The organism is Pseudomonas sp. EA_65y_Pfl2_P78 (genome assembly GCF_963970495.1).
GTDB lineage: Bacteria > Pseudomonadota > Gammaproteobacteria > Pseudomonadales > Pseudomonadaceae > Aquipseudomonas > Aquipseudomonas baetica_A.
The window spans coordinates 49,050-65,958 of sequence record NZ_CAXAON010000013.1 but is presented as its reverse complement, the minus strand read 5'-3'; the positions used below and the strand labels follow the sequence as shown (position 1 = coordinate 65,958).

Annotated in this window: 11 protein-coding genes and 1 pseudogene; 9 read left to right on the top strand and 3 right to left on the bottom strand. The window is 58.2% G+C overall.

Annotated elements, in window-relative coordinates; translation table 11 throughout:
• Window positions 1–79 precede the first annotated feature (79 nt).
• On the bottom strand, window positions 80–3,019 hold the full coding sequence (gene glnE / locus AACY02_RS12955; RefSeq protein ID WP_339432268.1) for a bifunctional [glutamate--ammonia ligase]-adenylyl-L-tyrosine phosphorylase/[glutamate--ammonia-ligase] adenylyltransferase: 2,940 nt from the start codon (window positions 3,017–3,019) through the stop codon (window positions 80–82).
• Between the two features lie 384 nt (window positions 3,020–3,403).
• Between glnE and aceE the strand changes: the two genes are divergently transcribed.
• From aceE to msrA, 5 genes are all read left to right on the top strand, one after another.
• Window positions 3,404–6,049 carry a pyruvate dehydrogenase (acetyl-transferring), homodimeric type gene (gene aceE, locus AACY02_RS12950; RefSeq protein ID WP_339432267.1) on the top strand — a complete coding sequence of 882 codons (2,646 nt, stop codon included), beginning with the start codon at window positions 3,404–3,406 and terminating at the stop codon, window positions 6,047–6,049.
• An 11-nt stretch (window positions 6,050–6,060) separates the two neighbouring features.
• Entirely contained in the window at window positions 6,061–8,022 is a 1,962-nt protein-coding gene (gene aceF, locus AACY02_RS12945) for a dihydrolipoyllysine-residue acetyltransferase (RefSeq protein ID WP_339432266.1), read from the top strand.
• A 281-nt stretch (window positions 8,023–8,303) separates the two neighbouring features.
• Window positions 8,304–9,701, top strand: a complete 1,398-nt coding sequence (locus AACY02_RS12940) for an alkaline phosphatase D family protein (protein WP_339432265.1) — start codon at window positions 8,304–8,306, stop codon at window positions 9,699–9,701.
• 253 nt (window positions 9,702–9,954) lie between these two features.
• Entirely contained in the window at window positions 9,955–12,651 is a 2,697-nt protein-coding gene (locus AACY02_RS12935; protein ID WP_339432264.1) for a putative bifunctional diguanylate cyclase/phosphodiesterase, read from the top strand.
• Window positions 12,652–12,796: 145 nt separating this feature from the next.
• Window positions 12,797–13,462, top strand: coding sequence for a peptide-methionine (S)-S-oxide reductase MsrA (msrA, locus tag AACY02_RS12930; RefSeq protein ID WP_339432263.1), 666 nt, complete (start codon window positions 12,797–12,799; stop codon window positions 13,460–13,462).
• A 131-nt stretch (window positions 13,463–13,593) separates the two neighbouring features.
• Here msrA and AACY02_RS12925 read toward each other — a convergent pair whose 3' ends face one another.
• Window positions 13,594–14,433, bottom strand: a complete 840-nt coding sequence (locus AACY02_RS12925; protein ID WP_339432262.1) for a 23S rRNA (adenine(2030)-N(6))-methyltransferase RlmJ — start codon at window positions 14,431–14,433, stop codon at window positions 13,594–13,596.
• Window positions 14,434–14,732: 299 nt separating this feature from the next.
• On the opposite strand from AACY02_RS12925, the gene AACY02_RS12920 reads away from it, so the two are divergent.
• Window positions 14,733–14,966: a hypothetical protein gene (locus tag AACY02_RS12920; RefSeq protein ID WP_339432261.1), complete on the top strand. Its 234-nt coding sequence runs from the start codon at window positions 14,733–14,735 to the stop codon at window positions 14,964–14,966.
• A gap of 60 nt (window positions 14,967–15,026) precedes the next feature.
• Here AACY02_RS12920 and AACY02_RS12915 read toward each other — a convergent pair.
• Window positions 15,027–15,206 (bottom strand): annotated as a pseudogene (locus AACY02_RS12915) (hypothetical protein); the annotation flags it as partial.
• 128 nt (window positions 15,207–15,334) lie between these two features.
• Between AACY02_RS12915 and AACY02_RS12910 the strand changes: the two are divergent.
• The 3 genes from AACY02_RS12910 to AACY02_RS12900 are packed head-to-tail and all read left to right on the top strand — an operon-like array spanning window position 15,335 to window position 16,904.
• Window positions 15,335–15,919, top strand: coding sequence for a PAAR domain-containing protein (locus tag AACY02_RS12910; protein ID WP_339432260.1), 585 nt, complete (start codon window positions 15,335–15,337; stop codon window positions 15,917–15,919).
• Window positions 15,919–16,491: a type VI secretion system amidase effector protein Tae4 gene (locus AACY02_RS12905; protein WP_339432259.1), complete on the top strand. Its 573-nt coding sequence runs from the start codon at window positions 15,919–15,921 to the stop codon at window positions 16,489–16,491. The genes AACY02_RS12910 and AACY02_RS12905 overlap by 1 nt, the downstream gene beginning before the upstream one ends.
• Window positions 16,488–16,904, top strand: a complete 417-nt coding sequence (locus tag AACY02_RS12900; RefSeq protein WP_267798225.1) for a hypothetical protein — start codon at window positions 16,488–16,490, stop codon at window positions 16,902–16,904. The genes AACY02_RS12905 and AACY02_RS12900 overlap by 4 nt, the downstream gene beginning before the upstream one ends.
• Window positions 16,905–16,909: the final 5 nt, after the last annotated feature.

Below are 16,909 nucleotides of genomic sequence, written 5' to 3'. Positions count from 1 at the left end.
ATATCTGCGACTCACCGCAGATCACTGTGGGAGCGGGCTCGCTCCCACTTCTGAATCTCATTACCTTCATTGGCGCACTTCAGCTTAGCCCCAACTCGCGCCAGATCCGCACTACCTGCCGACGCTCATCGGCAAACTGGTCACCCGGGATCACCCCGGCATCCTTCTGCAACGCCTGCCGGTGGGCGGCGGAGCGGTAGGCTTTATACGCCTCACGCAACAGGCTGGCCTCTTCGGCAGGCATCAGCCCTTCGCGCTCCAGCTCTTCCAGAATGCGGATGTTATCGGTCCAGCGCAGCAATGGCGGATGGCTTTGCGACCACGCCAGGGCCGCGTATTGCACCATAAATTCAATATCGACGATACCTCCGGCGTCCTGCTTGAGGTCGAACGGCGCCGTGGCCTCGAAGGCATTTGCCGCTGTACCGGCCGCAGTGCTCTTGCTGCCGAGGTTGTCGCGCATCTTCGCACGCATTTCGCTGACTTCCTGTTGCAGCTTCGCCAGATCCCGCGCTTTGCCCAACACTTGAGCGCGGACTTTCTCGAAGGCCTGACCGACATCCTGGCTGCCGACCAACACCCGAGCGCGCACCAAAGCCTGATGCTCCCACGTCCATGCTTCATTTTCCTGATAGCGGGCAAACGCGCCGAGCGAACTGACCAACAGCCCGGACGCACCGGACGGACGCAGACGCATATCCACTTCATAGAGCTGGCCGGAGTTGGTCTGCGCCGTCAGCAAGTGAATGATCCGCTGGCCGAGCCGGGTGAAGAACTGCGCCCCATCGATCGGTTTCGGGCCATCGGTTTCCGCCTGCGGATCGCCGTCATGGATGAACACCAGATCCAGATCGGAACCATGCCCCAACTCCAGACCGCCGACTTTGCCATAACCGACAATGATAAAGCCGGGATCGCACAAGGTGCCGTCGGTGCGCAGCGGCGTGCCGTATTTGGCGATCGTTTGACGCCAGGCCAGGGCCAGCACTTGTTCGAGAATGGCCTCGGCCAACCAGGTCAGGTAATCGCTGACTTTCATCAGCGGCAAACTGCCGGCGATTTCCGAAGCCGCGACGCGCAAGCGGTGCGCCAGTTTGAAGTGGCGCAGGGCTTCCATTTGTTGCTCTAGGTCGTCTTCGGGAATGCGCGTCAGACGCTCGCGCAACTCAGCGGCCAATTCCGGTGCCAGCGGCGGCTTGAACAGTCGACCTTCGTTGAGCAACTCGTCGAGCAGCAGCGGGAAGCGGGTGATCTGCTCGGCAATCCACGGGCTCGCCGCACACAGCGTCAGCAAACGGCGCAGCGCACCAGGGTTTTCGGTCAGCAACACTAAATAAGCCGAACGCCGGGCAACCGCTTCCACCAGTGGCAGCACACGTTCAAGCACCAGATCCGGGTTGTCATGCTCGACCGCTTGGGCGAGCAAACGCGGGATAAACGCATCGAGACGCTCACGCCCCAATCGCTGCATCGCGCGCAATTGCGGACTGCCGCGCAGACTCGCCAGTGCCTTCAGCGCTTTGCTCGCATCGCCAAACCCACCCTCTTGCAACTGACGGCACGCCGCCTCTTCGTCCTGCGCCTCTTCCCACAACGGCAGCCATTCACCGCCCACCACCACTTCGCTTTCGGTGCCCTCTTCCTCATCGGGATCGGCGATCACCTGCGCAAAGTGCCAGGCCACGCGGCCGCGCCAGAACATCAGTTTTTCGTGGAAAGACGCCCAGTCAGCAAACCCGAGCATGAAAGCAATTCGCGCCTGATCCTGAGCGCCGTCCGGCAGCATCTGGGTCTGGCGGTCGGCAATCGCCTGAATCGCGTGTTCGGTGTAACGCAAGAATTCGTAACCTTCGCGCAACTCGCTGATCACCGCTGGCGGCAAGTACCCCTGCCCTTCCAGCGTGCTCAGCACCTTTAATAGAGGACGCTGTTGCAGACTCAGATCGCGGCCACCGTGAATCAGTTGAAAGGCCTGGGCGATGAACTCGACCTCGCGGATGCCACCCGAGCCCAGTTTGATGTTGTCGGCCATGCCTTTGCGCCGCACTTCCTGCTGAATCAACTGCTTCATGGTGCGCAGTGCTTCGATCGCCGAGAAGTCCAGATAACGCCGGTAAACGAACGGCCGCAGCATGTCGAGCAACTGCTCACCGGCCACTTGATCACCGGCCACCACCCGCGCCTTGATCATCGCGTAGCGTTCCCAGTCGCGGCCCTGATCCTGGTAATACTGCTCCAGTGCATTGAAGCTCAGCACCAGCGCGCCGGACGAACCGTAAGGGCGCAGGCGCATGTCGACACGGAACACGAAGCCATCGACGGTCATCGGATCGAGGGCCTTGATCAGACGCTGACCGAGGCGGATGAAAAATTCCTGGTTATCCAGCGCGCGCTTCACGCCGACGGTTTCGCCGCCCTCGGGGTAGGCGAAGATCAGGTCGATGTCCGAGGACAGGTTAAGCTCGACCGCGCCGAGCTTGCCCATGCCGAGGATGACCATTTGCTGCGGCTCGCCGCTGCGACGCCCGGTCGGCGTGCCAAATTGCTGGCAATGGCGGCTGTACAGCCATTGATAAGCTTGGTCGATGCTGGCGTCGGCCATGTCCGAGAGGTCGCGACAGGTCTGCACCAGGCTGGCCTGCCGGGTCAGGTCACGCCAGATGATCCGCACCTGATGGCGCGCACGCTGACGGCGCAATACGCGCCCGAGTTCATCTTCGGTCTGCGCAGCATTTACGGCAGTGGCAATCTGCGCACACAGTTCACCGGGGGCATAGGAGCGCTCGAGTTCGCCGGATTGCACCAGCGACAGCAACATCAAAGGGTCACGAACGCTCTGTTCAATGACGAACTCGCTGGCCGCGGTGACGCGGGCGAATTGCGCCCAGCGCTCCGGCGTCCAGGTCGAGAAGCCGTGATCGTCTTCCAGCGAAGCGACGGCCGTACGGAACGACTGCTCGGATCGGCTGACCAACGGCAGGAGAATGGCGGGCAGTTCGGCAAGCACGGGCAGGGTCATGGTCTATCCTTGATCGGCGTGGAAATGGCCGCTTGTAGTGAATGATGAAAACCCGCTACGCGAAGGACTGTCGAACAAAAGTTAGAAATAGCTGATATTTCTTTTTCTTTGGCAGCCAACATCAAACTTTCACCTTTTCTGGATGGTAATCGACCAACCTTAACGATTATCCTCACAACGCAGTCAGAGGCCACAAGCCTTTCATCTGTAGTTTTACTACTCGTCTATACATCCGAAAGGCTGAAATGCCGGAAGATTTGTAGTAAAACTACACGCCGCCGGAACAACCTGTCGGCAATCCAAGAATTTTAAATCGTCTGCCCACAAGGCCAGTCGCAAACTCAGGCAACCGATTCTGGAAGCCTTTCCGCCCTGGAGCAAGCCATGCAAGACCTCGATCCCGTCGAAACCCAGGAATGGCTGGACGCCCTGGAATCGGTTCTCGACAAAGAAGGCGAAGACCGTGCTCACTATCTGATGACCCGTATGGGTGAACTCGCGACCCGCAGCGGCTCGCAGCTCCCTTACGCCATCACCACGCCTTACCGCAACACCATCCCGGTAACCCACGAAGCACGCATGCCTGGCGACCTGTTCATGGAACGCCGCATTCGCTCGTTGGTACGCTGGAACGCGATGGCCATGGTAATGCGTACGAACCTGAAAGATTCTGACCTGGGTGGTCACATCTCCAGCTTCGCTTCCAGCGCGACCCTGTATGACATCGGCTTCAACTATTTCTTCCAGGCCCCGACCGACGAACACGGCGGCGACCTGATCTACTTCCAGGGCCACACCTCGCCAGGCGTATATGCCCGTGCGTTCATGGAAGGCCGCATTACCGAAGACCAGATGAACAACTTCCGCCAGGAAGTCGACGGTCAGGGCCTGTCGTCCTACCCGCACCCTTGGCTGATGCCTGACTTCTGGCAGTTCCCGACCGTATCGATGGGTCTGGGCCCGATCCAGGCGATCTACCAGGCACGCTTCATGAAGTACCTGGAACATCGCGGTTTCATCCAGCCGGGCAAACAGAAAGTCTGGTGCTTCCTGGGCGACGGCGAGTGCGACGAGCCCGAATCCCTGGGCGCGATCTCCCTGGCCGGCCGCGAGAAACTGGACAACCTGATCTTCGTCATCAACTGCAACCTGCAGCGCCTGGACGGCCCGGTTCGCGGCAACGGCAAGATCATCCAGGAACTCGAAGGCGTGTTCCGCGGTGCTCAGTGGAACGTGACCAAAGTCATCTGGGGCCGTTTCTGGGACCCACTGCTGGCCAAAGACGTCGACGGCATCCTGCAACGTCGCATGGACGAAGTCATTGACGGCGAGTACCAGAACTACAAAGCCAAAGACGGCGCGTTCGTCCGTGAACACTTCTTCAACACGCCAGAACTCAAGGCGATGGTTGCAGACCTGTCCGACGACGAGATCTGGAAACTCAACCGTGGCGGCCACGACCCGTACAAGGTCTACGCGGCGTACCACGAAGCGGTCAACCACAAAGAACAACCGACCGTCATCCTGGCCAAGACCATCAAGGGTTATGGCACCGGTGCCGGCGAAGCGAAAAACACCGCGCACAACACCAAGAAAGTCGATGTCGAAAGCCTGAAGCTGTTCCGCGACCGCTTCGACATTCCGGTCAAGGACGAAGAGCTGGAGAACCTGCCGTTCTTCAAGCCAGAGCCAAACAGCGCCGAAGCCCGTTACCTGAGCGAGCGTCGCACTGCACTGGGCGGTTTCGTGCCTCAGCGCCGCGCAAAGAGCTTCAGCGTACCGACGCCGGACCTGGACACCCTCAAGGCCATCCTCGACGGTTCCGGCGACCGCGAAATTTCCACCACCATGGCGTTCGTGCGGATCCTCGCGCAACTGGTCAAGGACAAGGAAATCGGCCCGCGCATCGTACCGATCATCCCGGACGAAGCCCGTACCTTCGGTATGGAAGGCATGTTCCGTCAACTGGGCATCTACTCGTCCGTTGGCCAGCTCTACGAGCCAGTCGATAAAGACCAGGTGATGTTCTACAAGGAAGACCAGAAAGGTCAGATCCTTGAGGAAGGCATCAACGAAGCGGGCGCCATGAGTTCCTTCATCGCCGCCGGTACTTCGTACTCCAGCCACAACCAGCCGATGCTGCCGTTCTACATCTTCTACTCGATGTTCGGCTTCCAGCGTATTGGCGATCTGGCCTGGGCCGCTGGCGACAGCCGTACCCGTGGCTTCCTGATCGGCGGCACCGCCGGCCGTACCACCCTGAACGGTGAAGGCCTGCAGCACGAAGACGGTCACAGCCACCTGCTGGCTGCCACCATCCCGAACTGCCGCACCTACGATCCGACCTACGGCTACGAGCTGGCGGTGATCATTCAGGACGGCATGAAGAAGATGACCGAAGAGCAACAGGACATCTTCTACTACATCACCGTGATGAACGAGTCGTACCAGCAGCCAGCCATGCCGGCCGGTGCCGAAGAAGGCATCAAGAAAGGCATGTACCTGCTTGAAGAAGACACCCGCGAAGCAGCCCACCACGTACAGCTGATGGGCTCCGGCACCATCCTGCGTGAAGTGCGTGAAGCGGCGAAGATCCTGCGTGAAGAGTTCAACATCGGCGCTGACGTATGGAGCGTCACCAGCTTCAACGAACTGCGTCGCGACGGCCTGGCCGTAGAGCGCAGCAACCGTCTGAAACCTGGCCAGAAGCCTAAGCAGAGCTACGTCGAAGAATGCCTGAGCGGCCGTAAAGGTCCGGTCATTGCATCCACCGACTACATGAAGCTGTTCGCCGAGCAGATCCGTCAGTGGGTACCGTCCAAGGAATTCAAAGTCCTGGGCACCGACGGTTTCGGCCGCAGCGACAGCCGCAAGAAACTGCGTCATTTCTTCGAAGTCGACCGTCATTTCGTGGTGCTAGCAGCCCTGGAAGCACTGGCTGACCGTGGCGATATCGAACCTAAGGTCGTGGCTGAAGCCATCACCAAGTTCGGCATCGACCCGGAAAAACGCAACCCACTGGACTGCTGAGGAGAAACCCTGTGAGCGAACTCATTCGCGTACCTGACATCGGCAGCGGTGAAGGTGAAGTAATTGAACTGTTTGTGAAGGTCGGCGACCGCATCGAAGCCGACCAGAGCATCCTGACTCTGGAATCGGACAAGGCCAGCATGGAAGTGCCGGCCCCGAAGGCCGGCGTCATCAAAAGCCTGAAAGTGAAGCTGGGCGACCGCCTGAAAGAAGGCGACGAACTGCTTGAGCTGGAAGTCGAGGGCGCTGCGCAAGCGGCCCCTGCGCCTGCCGCCGCGCCTGCCGCCAAAGCCGAAGAAAAACCGGCCGCCGCACCTGCTGCTGCCGCACCAGCCGCGGCCCCGGCTGCCGCTTCGGTTCAGCAAGTGCACGTGCCGGACATCGGCTCGTCGGGCAAGGCCCAGATCATTGAGATTCAGGTCAAGGTCGGAGACACCGTCGAGGCTGATCAATCGCTGATCACTCTGGAGTCCGACAAGGCGAGCATGGAAATCCCGTCGCCTGCTGCGGGCGTGGTCAAGGCCATCAGCGTCAAGCTCAACGACGAAGTCGGCACGGGTGACCTGATTCTGGACCTGGAAGTGGCAGGTGCTGCGGCACCGGCTGCAGCCGCTCCGGCTCAGGCTGCTGCGCCAGCCGCTGCTGCTGCACCTGCTCCTGCGGCAGCCCCGGCAGCCCCAGTGGCCGACAGCGTTCAGGACATCCATGTCCCGGACATCGGTTCGGCCGGCAAGGCCAAGATCATCGAAGTGTTGGTCAAGGCTGGTGACACCGTCGAGGCTGATCAATCGCTGATCACCCTGGAATCCGACAAGGCGAGCATGGAAATTCCATCGCCTGCCGCTGGCGTGGTGGAAAGCGTTTCCATCAAGCTGGACGACGAAGTCGGCACCGGCGACCTGATCCTCAAGCTGAAAGTCAAAGGCGCGGCCCCTGCGGCTGCCCCGGCTCCAGCCGCTGCTGCGCCAAGTGCTCCAGCGCCTGCCGCTGCTGCTCCGGCAGTCGCTGCACCTGCTGCCGCCGCGCCGGTTGCGGCGCCGGCCAAACCGGGCGCCAAAGTGCACGCCGGCCCTGCCGTGCGTCAACTGGCCCGTGAGTTCGGTGTTGAACTTAATGCGGTCGGCGCCAGCGGCCCACACGGTCGCATCCTCAAGGAAGACGTTCAGGTTTACGTCAAAGCGATGATGCAGAAGGCCAAGGAAGCACCGGCCGCTGCTGCTGGCGCAACCGGTGGCGCGGGCATCCCGCCGATTCCGGTCGTCGACTTCAGCCGTTTCGGCGAAATCGAAGAAGTGCCGATGACTCGCCTGATGCAGATCGGCGCGTCGAGCCTGCACCGCAGCTGGCTGAACATCCCGCACGTGACCCAGTTCGATTCGGCTGATATCACCGAGCTGGAAGCGTTCCGCGTTGCCCAGAAAGCCGTTGCAGAGAAGGCTGGCGTCAAGCTGACCATCCTGCCGCTGCTGCTCAAGTCGTGCGCGCACATGCTCAAGGAACTGCCGGACTTCAACAGTTCGCTGGCGCCAAGCGGCAAAGCGATCATCCGCAAGAAATACGTGAACATCGGCTTCGCCGTCGACACCCCGGATGGCCTGCTGGTACCGGTCATCAAGAACGTCGACCAGAAGAGCCTGTTGCAACTGGCAGCCGAAGCCGCTGCGCTGGCCGCCAAAGCCCGCGACAAGAAGCTCACCGCTGACGACATGCAAGGCGCCTGCTTCACCATTTCCAGCCTCGGCCACATTGGCGGCACCGGCTTCACGCCGATCGTCAACGCGCCGGAAGTGGCGATTCTCGGTGTTTCCAAGGCAACCATCCAGCCAGTCTGGGACGGCAAAGCCTTCCAGCCGAAACTGATGCTGCCACTGTCGCTGTCCTACGATCACCGAGTGATCAACGGCGCCGCCGCTGCACGCTTCACCCAGCGTCTGGGCAGCCTGCTGGCGGACATCCGCACCATCCTGCTGTAATCCCAAGCGGCCCTCCGGCAATGGAGGGCCGCTTGCGTTTCACGTTTTCGAGCGCCACACGCTCGTACCTCAACCCCGTCAGTTTGACGGGGCTTTTTTTTGTCTCGCGAAAACCAAGCTGCGGTTTTTTCCCACAGGTTGTACTGACATCAGCTACGACCACCGTCCACTTCGCGACGATATTTTTATTCCCTACATAACTAGTCTTGACACAGCAAAGTTAACTAAAAATTCTTGCCTTAGTTATTCCAAATCAAACGTTAATTCGAATGGATTCGAACATGTTCAAACCGACTATTGGCCCACTCATAGGTCACATCACAACTAACCATGCGCGAATTCTTATTCGCGGCGATTATCAAAGCAATGCAGCAGTATTTGCTGCAATCCGTTACCGCAGTTCCGGATCACAACACTGGTCAAAAGGTACGTTCGCCAAGTTAAGCGCGCTACGCGACATGACGGAAGTACTGACACTCAACAACTTGAGCACTGATACCGAGTATGAGTACCAGGCAGTATGGTTCAGCCCGATGAATCCCGTGCATACCGTTCACAGTGTGGCGGAGTTGCCGCTGCAGTGGCCGAGGGAGATTTACCGGTTTCGCACCCGCTCCAGCAAAGCCTTGCAACCTCGTGCATACATCGTCGGCTCATGCCGCTACCTGCGCATGACGGCAGGTATCGCGTCGCTGCCCCATTTAGGCGACCGGATCTTTGCATCTATCAACCAGTTGATCGAAGGCGCACAGCCGCCGATCAGTGCAACACTCATGACCGGAGATCAAATCTATGTCGATGACCTGAACCTGATTGCACCGGATCGGGAATATAAAGATATTCTTGCAAAGTACCGCGCAGCGTTTTCACAACCCAACATACAACGACTGATGTCAACGACGTCGACCTACATGATTCTTGATGATCATGAAATCGAAGACAACTGGCCGGCAAACGCCGGTAAATCCGATCATGAGTTGTATCGCAATGCCATGGCCGCGTATGAGTTGTATCAAGTCAGTCACAGCCCGGCACACGCACTGACAACGAGTGGTCAAGTTGATCGTTCAACGCTTAAGCACTATTGGTATCAATTCAGTGACGGCGATATCGAGTGGTTTGTGACCGACAGTCGCACTCGCCGCAACTTGTCAGCCAGTGACCGACGCATTCTCGATGAGGCGCAAGAGCAAGCATTGCTTAAATGGCTGATCAACAGCCCGGCACGGGTCAAGTTCGTGGTCACCAGCGTCATGTTTTACCCGGATCGCAAGTTTCACGGCGATGACGCCTGGAAAGCCTTTCCGGAACAGCGTCTGCGCCTGCTCGAAACCATCCGCACCCGACAGATCAAAAATGTCGTGTTCGTTTCTGGCGACGTACACGGCTCGCTGACGTCGCGCCTGACACACAGCCAGGATCCGGACTTTGAAGTCCACACCATCGTTTCCTCGCCGCTGTGCAACAGCAAACTCTTGCCGTACGCCAAGGCGTCCACCTTCATCCTTGATCAGCCGTTGGTGCGCACGGCGGCGGGCGACTATGTGCATGAATTGACCAGCGAGGTGGTCGGCGAGGACAACTTCGCCCACCTGGTGGTCGAGACTGATCAAATCTTGGTCAATTACCACGATCAGAACGGGAAAAAGCTGCAAACCATCAGCCTGAAATTGCGCTGAAACGCAAAAAATCGCAGTCTTCGGCGGCGCCTGCATAGGTTGCAACCCCCCGCAGGCACTGCCGCAAGCTGCGATCTTTGGCTCTTTTATCGCCCCCACTGCAGAAATGCTCCGAGCAGCCGACACATTCTTATAGCACTTGGCCTTCATCACTCTTGTCAGTCAGTGCCGCAATGATGCAACCTTGCCGCAGGCAACAGTAAAGAGGGCGAGAGCCCGGCGCGTTCAGCATATTTCCAAGCGAGTTTCCTTCATGAAGAGCCAACCCGATGCCGCCAGCCGTACGGCGGCCGAGGTAGTGACGCAGTTGCCTGTGCCCTCGCGGCTCGGCATGCTGCGTTTCGAGCGCTTGAATGAAGCCAGCTGGGCGATGCTGTTTCTTGATCCCAACTGCGAACGCCAGTTCGGTCAACCGGCCGTCGAGCTCTGCGCGCTGGTCGGCTCGCCTTACGCCAGCCTGATGGAACCCGAAGCGCGTTATCAACTGCACGACGCGATCCAGCAGCAGCTCAGCGTGGGCCCGTACTATCTGGTGCGCTATACGTTGCACACCATGGCAGGCATGTTGAGTATCCTCGAACTCGGCGAGGCGTATAAACAGCACAACCGCCATCTGCTGCGCGGCTATCTGCTGGCGGTTGACAAGGTCTTTGACGATGCGCAAGCACTGCCCTCCGTTGACCTCGAAACCCAGAATTCCCGACTGCAAATCGCCCTTGAACTGAACCAGCGCGCCCAGCAGGAACAACTGCAACACCTCGAACGCGTGCGTGCCCAGCAAGATTTGATTCTGCTGCTCGCCCGTCAGCGCTACAGCACGCACAACTCGCTGCAAGAAGCCGCCGAACTGATCACCCGCAGTGCCTGCGACATCTACGAAATCGACTGCGCCAGCCTGTGGAACCTCGACGGCCAGCAACTGGTGCCGATCTCGGCTTACCACCGCGCAACGCAGGAGTACATCCTGCCCGACGTGATCGACGTGAGCAGCTTCCCCGACTATATGGAGGCGCTGCACAGTAGCCGCGCCATTGACGCCCACAACGCGATGCGTGACCCGCGTACCCGCGAAATGGCCGAGGCCCTGCGCCCGCGTGACGTCAATGCCATGCTCGACGCCAGCATCCGCGTCGACGGCCACGTAGTCGGCGTGTTGTGCCTGGAACAGACCGGCGTCACCCGCGCCTGGCAGTCCGATGAAATCGCCTTTGCCGGCGAACTGGCCGACCAGTTCGCACAAGTGATCAACAACCACAATCGCCGCACCGCCACCAGCGCCCTGCATCTGTTCCAGCGTGCGGTCGAGCAAAGTGCCAACGCGTTTTTGCTGGTCAACTGCGACGGCGTGGTCGAGTACGTCAACCCCAGCTTCACCGCCATCACCCAGTACACCACCGAGGAAGTCCACGGCCAGCGCCTGTCGGAACTGCCGGCCCTGGAAAACCTCAGCGAACTGCTGTTCGACGCGCCCTCGGCGCTGGCCAAGAGCAACAGTTGGCAGGGCGAATTCAAGAGCCGCCGCAAAAACCTCGAACCGTACTGGGGCCAGTTGTCGATCTCCAAGGTGTACGGCGACAACCGTGAGCTGACGCATTACATCGGCATCTACGAAGACATCACCCAGACCAAACTGGCGCAGCAACGCATCGAGCGTTTGGCGTACACCGACAACCTGACCAACCTCGGCAACCGGCCTGCATTTATCCGTAATCTGGACGAACGCTTCGCCCGGGATAGCGATACCCCGATCAGCCTGCTGCTGGTGGACATCGACAATTTCAAACGGATCAACGACAGCCTCGGCCATCAGACCGGCGACAAACTGTTGATCAGCCTCGCCCGCCGTCTGCGCAACAGCCTGAGCCCGAGCGGCAGCCTCGCCCGTTTCGCCAGTAACGAATTCGCTGTGTTGCTCGACAACACCGACCTTGAGGCCGGCCAACAGATCGCCAGCCAGTTGCTGATGACCCTCGACAAACCGATGTTCGTCGACAACCAACTGATCAGCGTCACCGGCTCCGTAGGCCTGGCCTGCGCGCCGCTGCACGGCCGTGATCCACAAACCCTGATGCGTAACGCCGGTTTGGCCCTGCACAAGGCCAAGGCCAACGGCAAACATCAGGTGCAAGTCTTTACCGAAGCGCTGAATGCCGAGGCCAGTTACAAACTGTTCGTTGAGAACAACCTGCGCCGCGCCCTGACCCAGAATGAACTGGACGTGTTCTACCAGCCAAAACTATGCCTGCGCAGCGGTCGCCTGCTGGGCATGGAAGCACTTTTGCGCTGGAATCATCCGGAACGCGGGATGATTCGCCCGGACCAGTTCATCAGCGTCGCCGAAGAAACCGGTCTGATCATTCCGATCGGTAAGTGGATCGCCCGTCAGGCCTGCCGCATGAGCAAAGCCCTGACCGCCGCCGGGATGGGCAATCTGCAAGTGGCGATCAACCTGTCGCCCAAGCAATTCTCCGATCCGGACCTGGTCTCCTCCATCGCCAACATCCTCAAGGAAGAAGCGTTGCCGGCCAATCTGCTCGAACTGGAACTGACCGAAGGCCTGCTGCTCGAAGCCACCGAAGACACGCACCTGCAGCTCGATCAGCTCAAGCGCCTGGGCCTGACCCTGGCCATGGACGACTTCGGCACCGGTTATTCATCGCTCAGCTACCTGAAAAAATTCCCGATCGACGTCATCAAGATCGATCGCAGTTTCATCCACGAAATCCCCGACAACCAGGACGACATGGAAATCACCTCCGCGGTGATCGCCATGGCCCACAACCTGAAACTCAAAGTCGTGGCCGAAGGTATCGAGACTGCCGAGCAACTGGCGTTCCTGCGTCGTCATCGCTGCGATGTCGGCCAAGGCTACCTGTTCGATCGGCCAATCCCGGGCGCCGAGCTGATCCAGGCCCTCAAACGCTACCCACGCGGCCCGCTCTGCCTCTGAGCACCACAGATCTCCCCTGTCGATGAATTTCCCCTGTGGAATCGTCGCACCGTCGCTCCCACATTTGAATAGTGCGAAATCGGGCATCATTGGGCACACTGGCGGTCTGATTTTTTACATCCCATCCTGACTGAGAGGAACGATCATGGTTCTGCGCTCGGAAATTCTGGTGAACAAAAACGTGCTCCCCACTAAAGATCAAGCTCTGCCCGGCCGCGAAACTGCGATGACCCTGCCGGAAAAACACTTCGTCTTCGAAGAAACCCCGCTGCTTGGCCCGTTTTTCCAGGACGTCGATTTTGCGATTTTCGGTCTGGGCTGTTTTTGGGGCGCCGAACGCCGCTTCTGGCAGCGTGAAGGCGTGGTCAGCACCGTGGTCGGTTACGCCGGCGGTTTCACACCGAACCCGACTTACGAAGAAGTCTGCTCAGGCCTGACCGGCCATGCTGAAGTGGTGCTGGTGGTGTATGACAAAGCGCAAGTCAGCTACGAAGCACTGCTCGCGATGTTCTGGGAACTGCATAACCCGACACAAGGCATGCGCCAGGGTAACGATATCGGCACCCAGTACCGCTCGGTGATCTACGCGACCACACCTGAACAACTGGACGCGGCGCTGAAGAGCAAAGCGACCTACCAGGCCGAGTTGTCGAAGGCGGGCCTGGGTGAGATCAGCACCGAGATCGAGCAGGCACCAACCGTGTACTTCGCCGAGGCGTATCACCAGCAGTATCTGGCGAAGAACCCTGAGGGTTATTGCGGGATTGGCGGCACCGGCGTGTGCATGCCACCGAGCCTGGCGGGTAACTGACCCTTTAAAGCAAAAAGATCGCAGCCTTCGGCAGCCCCTACAGGAGATCAAAGGTCGTACGCACATTGCGTGGACGACGCCGAACTGGGTAGGAGTTGCCGAAGGCTGCGATCTTTTAATCTTGCCGTTGATCAACTCTCGGCAATCAACCAGTCCATCTGCCACCCGCCCCGGGTCTGCCCCAGCTTCTTCGACAACCACGGCAGCAGCTCACGTAATTCTTCCTCCAGCCCCCACGGCGGATTGGCGATCGCCATGCCCGAACCGTTCAGGCTGTTCGGCGTGTCCAGCGGATGCACCAGCAGTTCTACGCGCAACAACTTCGGCGCACCGGTGCCAGCCAAGTCCTGATAGAAACGGCGCAATGCACGCTGATCCTTCACCGGATACCAGATCGCCGCCACGGTTTGGCGCATCCGGCCAATCGCCTCTTTCAACGACGCTGCGCAACGCTGCATCTCGTCGAGCTGTTCGAACGGCGGGTCAATCAACATCACCGCGCGCTTTTCCTGCACCGGCAACATCGCCCGCGCCACATGCCAGCCCTCGCCCAGATGCACTTTTACCCGGCGATCACCGGCCATGTTGTCCTTGAGCAGCACGCCGTCTTCCGGGTGTTTCTCGTTGAGCATCACCCGGTCCTGCGGCCGGGTCAGGCGCCGCGCCAGCTCCGGCGAACCCGGGTAGTAGCGCAGTTGGCCATCCGGGTTCATCTCGTGCAGCACCTTCATATAGTCGGCGGTCAGCGCCGGCAGATCCGGCTGATCCCATAAGCGCGCGATGCCTTCCAGGTACTCACCGGTACGGTTGGCCTGATCGCCCTGCAAGTCATACAGACCGATGCCGGCGTGCGTGTCGAGATAGGCAAACGGCTGCTCCTTGCGCGACATCAAGGCGATGAGACGGGTCAAGGTCAGGTGTTTGAACACATCGGCGTGATTGCCGGCATGGAAGGCGTGACGATAATTCATGGCTGCTCCTGCGAAGGGCGCAAAGTTTACCTTTTACCGGGCGGCAAGTCAGGGGTTGGCAGCCGAGAGGGCCTCAACGTCAAAAGATCGCAGCCTTCGACACTACAGATGATCCCGAGCAGTCTGTATCAAGGCTGCGATTTTTCGTGGAGAGTACGACCGACTCAGACAAACGGTCATTATTCCGTCAACTACCTGTCAGGTCTGACAGTAGCGCCGCCAGCAATGCTGACTGATAGTTCCCAAGGCACGAATGAATCGATTGCCGAGTATTTTTTATTGATGGAAGGAGGCTGGAAATGGCAAAGGATATTGTAGTTACACCGGGCAAGGGCACCGTCAGCGGAACCTATACCGTAGATCCGAACGGAGTTTATCCAACGTATTCTGTGTCTGTTCAGCCCGATGACAACAGCGGAGAGCTTAGCGTAACAACTCCAGCCAACCCGAATCTGAAAAAGGGCGATAAGGTCAGCTTTACCGTATCTGACGGCCCGGCGGGAAGACTCCTGGGGAATGTGGAAAAGATCTAACAGCAAAAATAACCATGCCAACAAACATGCTTGCAAATGCGATCTTTTGATCTCGCGGTATCAGGAAGGCGTGGCGCCCAAGCGTCGACCGATGACGCCGAGCAAATCACAGCCGTCGCGCAAGGGAATGGCGCAGAGTTTGGCGAAGTCGCTAAGGATGAGGGAATCGCATTCGATCGAGCCGCGCATGCACAGGTTTTCCAGCACCTGGACGACCGTGCGTATGCGGTAGTTGGCGGCGACCGTCCACGCCACATCGCGACAAAAGCAACATAAAGAAACATCTTCCTACTGAATTCACGTCGTTCCAATCGCAGAGGGAATGCGAAGATCCGTCTCACTTAAAACCTGTAAAGAGGGAAATTTACATGGGTAGAAAGGTGATCGGAATCGGTGCTCCAACTTCAACAGGAGGCTCGGTACTGGAAGGAAACGTCGGAATTAACATTGATTACGCCGTGAGCACTTCGTCCATCGGCCACATAGCCAGTTGCCCTGTATGCCCTCCTGGCAAAGGCCCCATCGTCGCTGTCGGACCAAGAACAGTCACTCTACCTGCAGGGCCGGTTGCGCTAGAGGGCGATTATGTAGCGTGTGGTTGTCCACCGAAATCCAACACTGTTCTCTCTGGTCAATCATCCGTCTTTGGCGGCGGCGAACACAGCGCTGCGAGCTTCTCAGCCATCATCCCTTTGATACCCAAACCAAAGAGTATTCAACGCATTACGCTTTCATATGGGGAGAGCCAGATTCCGGTCGACTCGGTTTCTCGCTTCTACACCGACCTGAATATTCATGTAAAAACTTCGGGTTACTCACCCGGCGAGATCGTTAGTGTGACGATCACGGGTGCAGCAGAAAAAACTCTGTCCGGCACCGTGGGGGCGAAAGGTATAGCGATTATTCCAAACGCTTTTCAAGGTGAAGTCTTCGACATGGAAGGTGAGGTCTAATGGCTCAGCTCAATATCAGCTCAGGTGGCGTAAACACTAACATCGTCGTAAAGCGTCCAAAATTCAGCACTCTGTGGACTGCTTACGCAGAAGTTGGCCTGAAAAGCTCGATTGATGTTTATGCGCTTGTTGGGGGTAACGTTGAGGCAGCCCGAGCAGAAAAGCCTGACGCTTACGCGAACGCTTGCGCACTGAGGATAAGCAGGGGATTTAATTATGGTGGATACAAAATTCCGAAAGGAACGATCATTCCGAGCAAGTCCATTTATCGTCTGGCCGGCGCAGACCAACTCCCCTACATCATGAAAGTCGCAGATTTTTTGACGTTCCTGAAACACAACTGGGGCGCTCCGGATCGCGAGCTAAAAATGAGTGAGGCGGATTTCATCAATGGCAAGAAAGGCGTGATTATCATGGAGATCACCGGATGGCTCGATGCTACAGGTCATGCGACTTTGTGGAATGGCAGCACAACCGGAGACAACAGTGACTACCATCGTCCAGATAGCCACACTTACGACCGGGCAGGCGTAACGCTGGAAAAGATCAACTTTTGGGAGTTAAAGGGATGAAGTTCCAGCTAATCATCGCATTCAGCATTTTGGGTGCATCTGGCAATGCCCTGGCAAGCGAAGTAGACGTGAACAGTGCGAGGACATCACTGAAAAATTACGGTCTCGCCAACTGCATATCGAATCAGTTCAAAAATCAGTCCGACATCAAGTCGGATATCGGACTAGCTATTGGCGCCTACTCCGCAATGGGTAAAGGGCAACACGCAATATCGCAGAATGAAGATACGCTTGAAGTCATCCATGACCCTTATGCGGAAACCGAAAAATTCATGACTGACGCATATGCGAAGGCTTCTTCTACCAGCAAGCAATCGGGCAAAAATGTTGTGTTTTATTCTTGCCTCGAAATTTACAACTCACCTGCCTTCGAAGCATTTATCAAGTCGCAGGATGCGTATATCTCAGACTGATTACG